At 71.6% G+C, this 12,236-nt stretch carries 9 protein-coding genes; 5 read left to right on the top strand and 4 right to left on the bottom strand.

Going from position 1 to position 12,236, the window contains the following annotated elements:
• Positions 1-4: 4 nt before the first annotated feature.
• Complete coding sequence (locus KUM03_RS04510; RefSeq protein WP_217245661.1) at positions 5-697, top strand: response regulator transcription factor; 693 nt, start codon at positions 5-7, stop codon at positions 695-697.
• Positions 698-767: 70 nt separating this feature from the next.
• On the opposite strand, the gene KUM03_RS04505 is transcribed toward KUM03_RS04510, so the two are convergent.
• A complete protein-coding gene (locus KUM03_RS04505; RefSeq protein WP_217245660.1) occupies positions 768-2,612 on the bottom strand; it encodes an alkyl/aryl-sulfatase in 1,845 nt (614 codons plus the stop codon).
• A 69-nt stretch (positions 2,613-2,681) separates the two neighbouring features.
• Entirely contained in the window at positions 2,682-4,403 is a 1,722-nt protein-coding gene (locus KUM03_RS04500; protein WP_217245659.1) for a SulP family inorganic anion transporter, read from the bottom strand.
• A gap of 739 nt (positions 4,404-5,142) precedes the next feature.
• On the opposite strand from KUM03_RS04500, the gene KUM03_RS04495 reads away from it, so the two are divergent.
• A complete protein-coding gene (locus KUM03_RS04495; protein WP_217245658.1) occupies positions 5,143-5,730 on the top strand; it encodes a hypothetical protein in 588 nt (195 codons plus the stop codon).
• Between the two features lie 52 nt (positions 5,731-5,782).
• On the opposite strand, the gene KUM03_RS04490 is transcribed toward KUM03_RS04495, so the two are convergent.
• Both KUM03_RS04490 and KUM03_RS04485 read right to left on the bottom strand, forming a co-directional pair.
• Positions 5,783-7,486: a SpoIIE family protein phosphatase gene (locus KUM03_RS04490; RefSeq protein WP_217245657.1), complete on the bottom strand. Its 1,704-nt coding sequence runs from the start codon at positions 7,484-7,486 to the stop codon at positions 5,783-5,785.
• 339 nt (positions 7,487-7,825) lie between these two features.
• On the bottom strand, positions 7,826-8,452 hold the full coding sequence (locus KUM03_RS04485) for a hypothetical protein (RefSeq protein ID WP_217245656.1): 627 nt from the start codon (positions 8,450-8,452) through the stop codon (positions 7,826-7,828).
• Positions 8,453-8,748: 296 nt separating this feature from the next.
• On the opposite strand from KUM03_RS04485, the gene hemL reads away from it, so the two are divergent.
• From hemL to KUM03_RS04470, 3 genes are all read left to right on the top strand, one after another.
• Positions 8,749-10,065 carry a glutamate-1-semialdehyde 2,1-aminomutase gene (gene hemL / locus KUM03_RS04480; RefSeq protein WP_217245655.1) on the top strand — a complete coding sequence of 439 codons (1,317 nt, stop codon included), beginning with the start codon at positions 8,749-8,751 and terminating at the stop codon, positions 10,063-10,065.
• A gap of 47 nt (positions 10,066-10,112) precedes the next feature.
• A complete protein-coding gene (locus KUM03_RS04475) occupies positions 10,113-10,763 on the top strand; it encodes a histidine phosphatase family protein (RefSeq protein ID WP_217245746.1) in 651 nt (216 codons plus the stop codon).
• A gap of 108 nt (positions 10,764-10,871) precedes the next feature.
• On the top strand, positions 10,872-12,173 hold the full coding sequence (locus KUM03_RS04470) for a hypothetical protein (RefSeq protein ID WP_217245654.1): 1,302 nt from the start codon (positions 10,872-10,874) through the stop codon (positions 12,171-12,173).
• Positions 12,174-12,236 lie beyond the last annotated feature (63 nt).

The raw sequence follows: 12,236 nt of genomic DNA, 5'->3' as shown, positions 1-12,236 counted from the left end.
TCCCGTGAGCGATGCGTCGCCACCGATCCGTGTGCTCGTCTGCGACGACCAGGCGCTGGTGCGGACCGGCTACGTCACCATCTTCTCCGCGCAGCCCGACATGGAGGTCGTCGGGGAGGCCGAGAACGGCCACGAGGCGGTCGAGACCGCGCGGCGGCTGCGCCCCGACGTGGTCGTTATGGACATCCGGATGCCCCTGCTCGACGGCATCCAGGCGACGCGGCAACTGGCCGGCCCCGATACCGAAGGCGCGCCGAAGGTCCTGGTCGTCACCACGTTCAACGTCGACGCCTACGTCTACGACGCGTTGCGCGCCGGAGCGAGCGGCTTCCTCCTCAAGGACGCGCCCCCGGCGGAACTGGTCAACGGCATCCGGACCGTCGCCCGGGGCGAGGCCCTGCTGGCACCCGCCGTCACCCGCCACCTCATCGGCCACTTCGCCCAGCATCTGCGACCGGCCGACACCTCCCGGCCGGCCGGACAAGACGTCATGCGAGCGCTGACCCCCCGCGAACTGGAAGTTCTCCAACTGATCGCCGAGGGGCTGTCGAACGCGGAGATCGCCGCGTCGATGTTCATCACGCCCGAGACCGTCAAGACCTACGTGTCGCGCATCCTGGCCAAACTCGGCCTGCGCGACCGCGTCCAGGCCGTCGTCCTCGCCTACCGGGTCGGACTGGTGCCCGGCACACCGTGACCGACATGCGCGCGTGCCCCGTACAGAGCCGCCTGCCGTCGCGCAGTCGCCCACGGGGGCGCGGGGGCTGTCAGGGCGTGACGACGGCGAACGACTTGTCGGGCTCGGTGACGTACGAGAAGAGGCGGGCCAGCAGGGCCGGGTCGCCGTCCGTCGCCACACCGTCGAGGCCCTTGCCGGCGAGGATGCCGAGCAGCTGGGGCTTGGCGAGGGTGAGGGTGAGCCCGGCCGGGGTCCGCGGCTGCCGGTCGGCGGGGGAGCCGCGGTGGGTGAGGGCGCCGTTGTGGAGGGTGAGGCGGTGGCGGCGGCCTTCGTCGGTGAGGAGGAGGTCGATGACGAGGTCCTCGTGCCAGGCGCGGGGGCCGTCGACGCGTACGGCGATGGAGTCCAGCAGCATGCTCGTGGTCAGGGCCATCGCCATCTCGGGGTTGGCGGGGTCGAGTACGGCGGGGTTGGGGCCGTGGCGCAGTTCCATGGCGGCGGTGAGGTAGAAGTTGCGCCAGGTGCCGTTCTCGGCGCCCCGGCCGAGGGTGTCGTAGGCGCCGGCCAGGGTCTCCTTGGCGTCCTGGTTGCCCGGGTCGGCGAAGACGAGGTGATTGAGGAGCGTCGCGGCGAAGCGGAGGTCGCCGGCGCCGATGTACGCCCGCGCCTTCGACAGCGCCTGTTCGGGGCCGCCGGCCACCTCGACGTACCGCTTGGCCTGCTCGACGGGCGGGTGTTCCCACAGGTGGGCCGGGTTGCCGTCGAACCAGCCCAGGTAACGCTGGTAGACCGCCTTGACGTTGTGGGAGAGGGAGCCGTAGTAGCCGCGGGTGTGCCAGGACTTCTCCAGCGCGGGCGGCAGCCGCATCTCCTCGGCGATCTCCGGGCCGGTGAGGCCGGAGTTGAGCAGGCGCAGCGTCTGGTCGTGCAGGTACGCGTACAGGTCGCGCTGTTCGGCCAGGAAGGTGACCACGTTCTCCCGGCCCCAGGTCGGCCAGTGGTGGGAGGCGAAGGCGACGTCGTAGCCGTCGCCGAAGAAGTCGATGGCCTCGTCGAGGTAGCGGGCCCAGACGCGGGCGTCGCGGACGACGGCGCCGCGCAGGGTCAGGATGTTGTGCATGTTGTGCGTGGCGTTCTCGGCCAGGCACAGGGCGCGGCGGTCCGGGAAGAGGAAGTTCATCTCGGAGGGGGCCTCGGTGCCCGGGGTCATCTGGAAGACGACGCGGACGCCGTCGACCGTCTCCTCCTGCCCGGTGCGGGTGATGTCCACGGTCGGCGGGATCAGGGTGATCGTGCCGGTGGACGTCGTCATGCCCAGGCCCGCGCTGATCTGGCCGTCGGGGGCCTTGGGCAGCCGGTCGCCATACATGAAGACCGCGCGGCGGGTCATGGCGTTTCCGGCGTAGACGTTCTCGCTGACCGCGTGTTCCAGGAAGCCCGCCGGGGCGAGGACCGGCACGCCTTCCTCGGTGCCGCGCGGCAGGACGCCGCGGGCGCCGCCGAAGTGGTCGCCGTGGGAGTGGGTGTAGATCAGGCCGGTGACGGGGCGGTCGCCGCGGTGTTCGCGGTAGAGCGCGAGGGCGGCGGCGGCCGTCTCGGCGGAGATGAGCGGGTCGACGACGATCACGCCGCGCTCGCCCTCGACGAGGGTCATGTTCGACAGGTCCAGGCCGCGCACCTGGTAGATGCCGTCGGTGACCTCGTACAGGCCCTGCTTCGCGCAGAGCTGGGCCTGGCGCCACAGGCTCGGGTTCGCGGTGTCCGGGCAGTCGCCCTTGAGGAAGGCGTAGGCGTCGTTGTCGTAGACGACCCGGCCGTCGTCCGCCGTGACCACGGCGGGCGCGAGGGCGCCGACGAACCCGCGGTCGGCGTTCTCGAAGTCGGTGGTGTCCTCGAAGGGGAGGTGCTCCTCGTTGGAGACGCCGCTGCCCATGTCTGGCTCCGTTCGACGAAGGTCCGTCCCATCTCAACATCGGGCGGAAGCATGCGCATTTCGGGACGATCAGGCTTGACGGCTCCCACCCTCACCGCCCCCGGCACGCCGCCGTGCCGTGATCCACGCCCGGCCGTCGGCCATCGCCGTTTCCAGCGGGGCGAACAGCTCCGGTGCGGCCGGTACGACCCCGCCCTCACCGAGCCGTTCCCGCAGCCCCGTCGCCTCCAGCACCCGCACGAAGGGCGGCTGCGCCCCGGCGAGGACGAGCCGGCCGCCCTGCCCGGCGAGTGTGCGGGCGTAGCGGTCGAGGAGCTTGACCACGGCCGACGACGGCACGTCGGGCAGGGTGCGGACGGCCAGGACGAGGACGGCGTCGTGGGCGCCGCCCACCGACGGCAGCCGGGCCTCGACGCGGGGGAGCTCGGCGAAGAAGGAGGCGCCCGCGTAGTCGAGGACGGTGACCTCGCCGGGCGGCAGCCGCTTCGGCGGCTCGGCGGTGCGCCAGGTCCCGTCCGGGTCCCGGTGCAGGGCGACGAGGCGGGCCTGCCGGGCGGCCTGGACGCAGTACAGCAGCAGGGAGAGCACGGCGCCGAGGACGACGGCCCGCTGGAGCGGGAGCTGGGTGGTGGCGAGGAAGGTGAGGATCATGGCGGCCGACGACAGCCACGAGGTCCGCAGCACCAGCACGATGTCGTGCCGCTTGCCCCACACCAGCTCCCCGCCGACGACCAGGATCAGTCCGCCGATCACCGGCATCGGGATGCGCTCGGCCAGCGACCCGCACACCAGCACCACCAGCGCGAGGAAGACACCGGAGAACACCCCGGCCCACCGCGTGCGGGCACCCGCGCTGACCGCGACGCCGGTCCGGGACATCGAGCCGCCCGACGGCAGTGACTGGAAGAGGCCGCCGAGGAGGTTGGCGTAGCCCTGGGCCCGGAAGTCGCCGTTGACGTCGGAGCGGGAGCCGTCCGGATTCGGCATCGACGGTGCGATACCGGCCGCCTGCGCCAGTGCGACCAGCGCCACGGAGAACGCCCCGCCGACCAGGTCCGGCACGGCGGACAGGTCGGGGGCGGTGAAGGAGGGCAGCGCGGCGGGGATGGCGGCGATGCCCCGCACCAGCTCCACGTCGACGGAGAGCAGCGCCACTCCGACGCTCACGAGGACCATGGCGAGCAGCAGCGCCACCGGCTCCAGCCGCCGCACGGCCCGGGAGACCGCCCACACGGCGACGGTGACGGCGGCGACGGCGGTCGCGGCACCCTGCCACTGGCCGGCGTGCGCCAGCCAGTCGCCCAGTTGGTACAGCTTGTTGTGGCCATCCGGGTCGTACCCGGTGGCGTCCCCCAGCACCCCGACGATGATCTGCAGCGCGATGCCGGTCGAGAAGCCGGTCATCACGGCGTTCGACACGAAGCTCATCACCGCGCCGAGGCGCAGCGCGCCCATCAGCAGCATCACCGCGCCGACCATGACGGTCAGTACGGCGACGTTGCCCGCGTCCTTCGGGTCGAGCCCGGCGTCGGACAGCACGCTCTGCGAGGTCAGCGCGATGGCGCTGGTGAGCGTGGTGACCATCAGGACGGTACGGGAGGTCAGCGAGCCGACGACCGCGGGGACGACACCGGCGTACAGGCCGGCGACCGGGTTGAACCCGGCGATCGACGCGTACGCCATTCCCTCCGGGATGGAGAACAGTCCGGTGACCGCGCCGGACGCGGCATCGGCGGGGCGGGGACGGCGGCCGAACCGGCCACGCAGGGACGAGAACCGGCCCGCCGTCATGCTCGGTCACCGCCCTGCTCCGGGTGCTGTGCGGCAGGGCGGCGAGGACGCCGAAGAACCGGGACCAAGGGGAGGGTGACGGGGGCGGGCAGGGTGCCGGTGGCCTCTGTGGGAGGACGTTGGCAGGTGGTGACCGGGGCCGGTGCGGGCCGGGCCAGGGTGGCGCTGGTGGGAGTCATGCTCCGTGACCTCCGTGACCTCCGTGACTCCGTGTTGGCAGCAGAGCGATCGGTTGTCCCCCGTCTCCTGGTGGAGCTCGGCCGGCGGTCGGCATGTCCTGTTGGTGCCGACCTTTCCCGGGGTGTCGGGTACATCGCCGAGCGCGGCGGTCGTGATCGGTCCGGTCGCCTCCTCGGCTGTGCCAGGCGGCAGGACCCGCAGGTCCCAGGGGCTGTGGCCGGGGGCGAGCGGAACGACTGGGTCCTAAGTGTGCACGGCGATCTCTGCCGCAGCCGTACGACACGGTTGGCGACGGACACCCGGCCGGGTGCCGCGGACCGGGCCACTCCGTTCGAGTGGCGAGGTTTCGGGAGTACGGTTGAAGACACCGAGGGCATGTCGCGCACCGGTTCCGACCCGGCGCCGCTCTCGGCGACCGACGACGCCGGGCCGGACCGCCCGTGCCCGGGGCAGGGCTCGCCTCATGATCTTGAACGCCCCGGTTCCGCCGACGAACCCACAGCTCCTCGGTCGCCCCGTCGGCCCGGACCGACGCCGACGCGGTGGGGGGACCACCAGCGTGTCACGGCCGGAACGAGGCTCCTCGCCCCGCGAGGGGCAGCGCGTCCGTCCACTGACCCGGTGCCAGATCGAGGACCATCTGCAGGAGCTGGGCGACCTGTACGCGGAGACGTCCGGCGGCGGCCCCTGGGCGTGGAACCAGGCCCGCGGCGCCTTTCTGCGGCGACTGGCGGTCGACGTGCGGCGTCCGGGATTCGAGCTGCTGATCGCGGAGAGCACCGGGCTGACCGGGTGCGCCTACGGTTTTCCCGTACGTGGCGACGGTCCCTGGTGGGACGGCTTCGACGGATACCTGCCGGGGAGGCTGCTCCGGCTCGCCGCCGCCGGGCGCCTCTTCGTGGTCTCCGGGATTCACGTTCCGCCCCGCGTACGCAGGCAGAATCCGGACCGTTCCTGGAACCTCGCCCGGCGGCTGCAGAAACGGCTGCTCACCGACCACGGCGTCGCAGTAGCCGTGACGCTGGTGAACCGTGCCGACCACGGGACCGTCGAGGCGCTGCGGTCCTGGGGGTGGCGGTACGTGGACGGTGACACACCTCGTACGGCGCCGCTCGGCCCGTTCCGTGTCCTGGTCCTCGAGACCTGAGCACCTGAGCATTTGAGCACCTGAGCACCACGTCCCGTGTCATGGCGGTGGGCTAGGGCGACGGCAGCCGCAGGGCGAGCAGGGCCACGTCGTCGGTGCTGCCGGGCGGTGTGCGGGCGAGCAGCTCGTCGCACAACGTGTCCAGCGGTTCGTCGGCCAGCGCGAGGGCATGACGGCGCAGTCGGCCGAGTCCGGTGTCCAGGTCACTGCCGGGGACTTCGACCAGGCCGTCGGTGTAGAGCAGGAGAGTGGAGCGGGGAGGCAGGGGCTCCGTTCCGTCGGGCCTGCGCTCTCCGCTCTCCAGGCCGACGCCGAGGAGGATCCCTTGTCCGGCCTCCAGATAGCGGGCCTGTCCGTCCTGGGTCAGCAGCAAGGGCGGCGGATGTCCGGCGCTGGACCACCGCAGGGTCCATGGACCGGTGTCCGGGCCTTCGACGCGGGCGAGGATCAAGGTGGCCATGGTGACGGTCGTGATGGCGGGCATGGCGATGTCGAGCCGGTCGACGACGGCGCCCGGGGAACCGGCGTGGTCCCACGCCAGCGAACGCAGGATGCCGTGCAGTTGGGCCATGCCGGCGGCCGCGGTCAGGTCGTGCCCCACGACATCGCCGATGACCAGGGCCATCGCGCCGTCCTGTTGCTCGAAGGCGTCGTACCAGTCGCCCCCGACCTGGGAACCGGCCGGGGCCGGCTGATAGCGCGCGGCCAGCCGCAGCCGGCCGTGTCGGGGCAGCGGAGCGAGCAGGTTGCGCTGCATGGCCTCGGCGACCGCGCGCTGACGGCCGAAGCGGCGGGCGTTGTCGATGACCCGCCCCACCCGGTGGCCGATGTCGCCCACGATCCTCAGATCAGCGGCGTCGAACGGGTGGTCGGGACTGATGCGCGCCAATGTCAGGGCGCCGGCGACCTGACGGGAGGATCCCAGCGGTACGGAGATGGCGGACGACGCTCGCACCGCCCGCAGGAAGCCGTTGTGGACCGCGGCCAGTGGAGAGCCGGGCGGAGCACTCGCCTCTGACGGGCTCTGCAGGACGGGCTCGCCCCCGTGCAGCACCTGGACCAGCGGGGAGGAGGCGGCCTCACCGGCCGGTGGTAGACGCCCGCGCCAGTCCTCCTGGCCGGTGTCCCGCCCCTCCGGACCGGTCACCGCGACGCGGTGGACCTGATCGGCGCCGACCAGGAGATCAACCGCGGCCCAGTCGGCGAGCCGGGGTACCAGGAGGCGGTTGAGCCGGGTGAGTGCCTCGTCGATCTCCAGGGTCTGGCCGAGGACATCGGTGATCTCCGCCACCAGGGTCAGTCGTCCGGTGAGGTCCTCCAGAGCGCTTGTATAAGCAACACGCTCCTGATGCGCGGTGCGGTCATTGGTGGTGTCGGTGAGCAGTACGGTCGTGCCCCGGACCGGTCCTCCGGCCGGCAGCGGAGAAGTGGACCAGGACAGCGAGATCCGGCGGCCGTCGCCCCGCAGGCAGGTCTCGCTCTCCCCGTTCGCCGCGGTTCCCTCGGCCAGTGTCCGCAGCAAGGGGCAGGCCCCACGCGGGATCGTGCCGCCGTCCGTGTCGCGGTGCAGCAGGTCGTGGATGTCCCTGCCCCGCATCGTCGCCGCGGTGCGGCCCAGCAGCCGCTCGGCTGCCGGATTGACCATGAGGATCCGTCCGGTCGGGTCCACCATGGTCACGGCGACTGCCAGTTGCTCGACGACCTGCTGCCAGAAACCCGGTTCGTCCCCCGCCTCACGACACACACCGTCCGTCATACTGCCCCTCCAACCCGTGACACGGTCGCGAGCGGGATCGCGGGCGCGCCGTCGAAACCGGAAAACACCAGTACACCGATGGTCTCCCGCCGAGACGTGGGTCGCATCGCCGGCACGGCCGGCGGCGCGTGGCCCGGCGGGCGGCCTTCGGGCCCGGTTCACCACACGTGAGGGGACAAGTGAATCTGTCGGTCGGCCGGTATGTACGAGGGGAGGAGCGACCGCGCTGATGAACGTCTCAGGCCCGGCTGGTCACCGCCGGCGAGGTGCGGCTCGTCGGCTCGAAGCCCGTAGGGCGAGGCCCCCGAATACACCGCCCGACCTCCACGAAACCCCAGCTCAGGGCCACACCAGGCAGTACGGCTGATGCCCCGCCTCATGCAGCCGATGCGAGAAGTCCTGCCACTCGTGCAGCAACTGGTACACGTTGAACGCGTCCCGCGGCCCGCCCCGGTCCGGGACCGTGGACCATATGAAGGCCGCCGCGCCGACCGCCTCCTCGCCGATGCCGCGCAGGGGGTCGACGACGGTCATCGGAAGCTTCACGACCGCGTAGTCGGGGTGGAGGACGACCAGTTCCAGTGGGGGGACCTTGTGCAGGGGCACGCCCTCGATGCCGGTGAGGACCATAGCGGCCATGGTCTCCGGCTTGATCTTGGTGAACATGCCGTTCATCCCGAGCTCGTCGCCGCCGAGTTCCTCGGGGCGCATGGAGATCGGGACGCGGGCCGCGGTCGCGCCGTCGGGCGCGCCGAAGTACTTGTAGGTCACCCCCACCCGACCACCATTCCTGCTCCCCGCCCCCAGCCGGTCGGCCTGCCCGTCGAGCCGGTCCGGCTCGCCCGGGGTGCCGTGTGCCTGACGTGCTTCGGTCGATTCCGCCGCCTCGCGTCGGTGCCTTCCCCGCCGGGCACGTCGAGGACCCAGGTCGTCGGTCCCCTCGCCCAGTCCGCCACCGCGATGCATATCTCCACCCGACTGCTTTTCTAGGACGCGTGGCCCCCGCCGCGCAACCCGATCATCGTGTCAGTGACCTCCCCCACGGCCGCTCGCCGAAACGTGCGGTGGGACATATGCCCGCCGGACGGTCGGCAGCCCCGCCCGCGTCGCCCAGGTGAGCTGCGTGGATGAGTTCCAGTCTGGCAGACGGCACGGCATTGGGGGCGGTTGTCTACCCTTGACGAAGTCACCCTGGGCAACCAGACGCCGCGCAGGGTCCGATACGTCGGAGAAGGTCGAGAAGGTCGGAGAAGTCGCAGGTCATGAGCGAACTGGCATACCCATACGAAGCACCGGCCTCGCAGGCTCTGTTCGACCGCGCGGCGGCCGTCACGCCCGGCGGCGTGAACTCCCCGGTGCGGGCCTTCGGCGCCGTCGGCGGCACGCCCCGGTTCATGGTGTCCGGCACCGGCCCGTATCTGACGGACGCCGACGGGCGTGAGTACGTCGACCTCGTCTGCTCCTGGGGTCCGATGATCCTCGGGCACGCCCACCCCGAGGTGGTCGCCGCCGTGCAGGAGGCGGTCGCGCGCGGGACGTCCTTCGGCACGCCCGCCGAGGGGGAGGTCGCCCTCGCCGAGGCGATGGTGGAGCGGGTCGCGCCGCTGGAGGAGGTCCGGCTCGTGTCGAGCGGGACCGAGGCCACCATGTCGGCCATCCGGCTCGCCCGCGGCTTCACGCGGCGGACGAAGGTCGTCAAGTTCGCCGGGTGTTACCACGGTCACGTCGACTCGCTGCTGGCCGCCGCCGGCTCCGGCGTCGCGACCTTCGCGCTGCCCGACACCCCGGGCGTCACGGGCGCCCAGGCGAGCGACACGATCGTGCTGCCGTACAACGACCTCGACGCCGTGCACGCCGCCTTCGCCGCGCACCCCGGCGAGATCGCCTGCGTGATCACCGAGGCCTCGCCCGGCAACATGGGCGTCGTGCCGCCGCTGCCCGGGTTCAACCAGGGGCTCAAGGACGCGTGCGCCGCGAACGGCGCGCTGTTCGTCTCCGACGAGGTCATGACCGGGTTCCGGACCAGCCGTGCCGGGTGGTACGGGGTGGAGGGCGTCGTTCCCGACCTCCTGACCTTCGGGAAGGTCATGGGGGGCGGGTTCCCCGCCGCCGCGTTCGGCGGGCGCGCCGACGTCATGGCGCACCTCGCCCCGGCCGGGCCCGTATACCAGGCCGGCACCCTCTCCGGGAACCCCGTCGCCACCGCCGCCGGGCTCGCCCAGCTGCGGCTCCTCGACGAGGCGGCGTACGACCGGATCAACGCCACCTCCCTCCAGATCCAGGCCCTCGTCACCGAGGCGCTCGGCAAGGAGGGCGTCGCGCACACCCTCCAGACCGCCTCCAACATGTTCTCCGTGTTCTTCACCGACGGCCCGGTGCGGAACTACGAGGACGCCAAGGCGCAGGAGTCCTTCCGCTTCACCGCCTTCTTCCACTCGCTCCTCTCCCAGGGCGTCTACCTGCCGCCGTCGTCGTTCGAGTCCTGGTTCGTGTCCACCGCCCACGACGAGCGGGCCGTCCAGCGCATCGCAGACGCCCTCCCGGCGGCGGCCCGCGCGGCTGCGGAGGCGACGGCGTGAGCCACGACACCGGCACCGACGACCAGGAGCTCACCGTCGTCCACGTCATGCGGCACGGTGAGGTGGAGAACCCCACGGGTGTCCTGTACGGCCGCCTGCCCGGCTACCACCTCTCCGACCTGGGCCGGCGCATGGCCGACCGGGTCGCCGAGCACCTGGCCGAGCGCGACGTGACGTACGTCGTGGCCTCCCCGCTGGAGCGGGCGCAGGAGACGGCGACGCCGATCGCCAAGGCGCACGGACTCGACCTCGCCACCGACGCGCGGCTCATCGAGGCCGACAACGTCTTCCAGGGCAAGACCTTCGGCATCGGCGACGGCGCCCTGCGCCGGCCCGGCAACTGGCGGCACGTGGTCAACCCGTTCAAGCCGTCCTGGGGCGAGCCGTACGTCGACCAGGTGGTGCGGATGATGGGCGCGGTGGACGCGGCCAAGGAGCGGGCGCGGGGGCACGAGGCCGTGGTCGTCAGCCACCAGCTGCCGATCTGGATCCTGCGGTCGTACGTCGAGCGGCGGCGGCTGTGGCACGACCCGCGCAAGCGGCAGTGCACGCTGGCGTCCCTGACGACGTTCACGTACCGGGGCGACCGCATCGTCTCCGTCGGCTACACCGAGCCGGCCCGCGACCTCGTCCCCGCCCACCTCCTCGCCGGCGCCAAGCCGGTCAAGGGGCAGCAGGGCAAGGCGTACGGGGCCTGATCCCCGCCTGACCCTCCGTCACGCAATCCGCACAAATTTCCGGAACCCGCACGTTCGTCACGTCCTCTCACCTAGTGACCACCAGAGGACGTGACGAACGAGGTTGCGATGCGCACTTCCACCCGCACTCTCACCCGCAGGGGGATGCTCCAACTCGGCGCGGGCGCCGCGGCCGCCGTCGGGCTGGCGGGCTGCGGTACCGGCTCCCACCCGTCGTCGGACGGCTCGCACTCGGCCGGCGGTTCCGGGAAACCCTCGCCTTCCGGCAGCGAGAAGGCCCCCGCCAAGCCCATCGGGGACGGCTCGACGTCGTACACCGGCAAGCAGCCCCACCAGCCGGACGCGCCCGTGCCGCTGGAGCCGGGGCAGACGCCGCCGCAGTTCGTCGTCTTCTCCTGGGACGGGGCGGGCGAGGTCGGCAACGGGCTCTTCCCGCGCTTCCTCGACCTCGCCCAGGAGCACGGCGCGCACATGACCTTCTTCCTCTCCGGGCTGTACCTGCTGCCCGAGTCGAAGAAGCGCCTCTACGACCCTCCGAACAACCCGCGCGGCGCCTCGGACATCGGCTACCTCACCGACGCCCACATCAAGGACACCCTCGCCAACGTGCGCCGGGCCTGGCTGGACGGCCACGAGATCGGCACCCACTTCAACGGGCACTTCTGCGCCGGCGGCGGCAGCGTCGGCAATTGGACGCCGGCGCAGTGGCGCAGCGAGATCGACCAGGCGAAGTCCTTCGTGAAGGAGTGGAAGACCACCAGCGGCTGGACCGACCTCCCGGCCCTGCCCTTCGACTACGACAAGGAGCTGGTCGGCGGCCGCACGCCCTGCCTCCTCGGCCAGGACAACCTGCTGCCCACCGCCCGCGAGCTGGGCTGGCGCTACGACGCCTCCTCGCCCGGCGGCCGTCAGGTGTGGCCCGCGAAGAAGGACGGGATCTGGGACCTGCCCCTCCAACAGATACCTTTCCCCGGACACTCCTTCGAGGTGCTCTCGATGGACTACAACATCCTCGCCAACCAGTCCGTCAACTCCACCAAGGCGCCCGCCCACAACTACCCCGGCTGGCGCGAACAGGCCACCGACGCCTACGTATCCGGCTTCAAGCGTGCATACGAGACGAATCGGGCACCGTTCTTCATCGGCAACCACTTCGAGGAGTGGAACGGCGGCATCTACATGGACGCCGTCGAGAACGTCCTCAAGCACATCGCCCGGGAGAAGGAGAAGGGCGAGGACATACGGCTCGTCTCCTTCCGCCAGTTCACCGACTGGCTGGACGTGCAGAAGCCCGAGGTGCTCGCGAAGCTCCGCACCGTCGAGGTGGGGCAGCGGCCGGCCGGAGGCTGGAACGCCTTCCTCAAGGGGACCGGCACAGGCACCTCGACCCCCTCGGGAAACCCCGCCTGAAATGCGGGTTTCCGCCCGCGAGGGGGGTGCGCAAGATCCCCGGAACGGACATGCGAAACTTTT

Origin of the sequence: Streptomyces sp. AC602_WCS936 (assembly GCF_019049125.1) — a bacterium.
GTDB lineage: Bacteria > Actinomycetota > Actinomycetes > Streptomycetales > Streptomycetaceae > Streptomyces.
This window is presented reverse-complemented; position numbering and strand designations above follow the sequence as displayed.

Bases quoted from the DNA above. Each gene is read 5' to 3' on its own strand.
- KUM03_RS04505 (WP_217245660.1), bottom strand. From the start codon at position 2,612: ATGGGCAGCGGCGTCTCCAACGAGGAGCACCTCCCCTTCGAGGACACC.
- KUM03_RS04500 (WP_217245659.1), bottom strand. From the start codon at position 4,403: ATGACGGCGGGCCGGTTCTCGTCCCTGCGTGGCCGGTTCGGCCGCCGT.
- KUM03_RS04485 (WP_217245656.1), bottom strand. From the start codon at position 8,452: ATGCATCGCGGTGGCGGACTGGGCGAGGGGACCGACGACCTGGGTCCT.
- KUM03_RS04490 (WP_217245657.1), bottom strand. From the start codon at position 7,486: ATGACGGACGGTGTGTGTCGTGAGGCGGGGGACGAACCGGGTTTCTGG.
- KUM03_RS04475 (WP_217245746.1), top strand. From the start codon at position 10,113: ATGCGGCACGGTGAGGTGGAGAACCCCACGGGTGTCCTGTACGGCCGC.
- hemL (WP_217245655.1), top strand. From the start codon at position 8,749: ATGAGCGAACTGGCATACCCATACGAAGCACCGGCCTCGCAGGCTCTG.
- KUM03_RS04470 (WP_217245654.1), top strand. From the start codon at position 10,872: ATGCGCACTTCCACCCGCACTCTCACCCGCAGGGGGATGCTCCAACTC.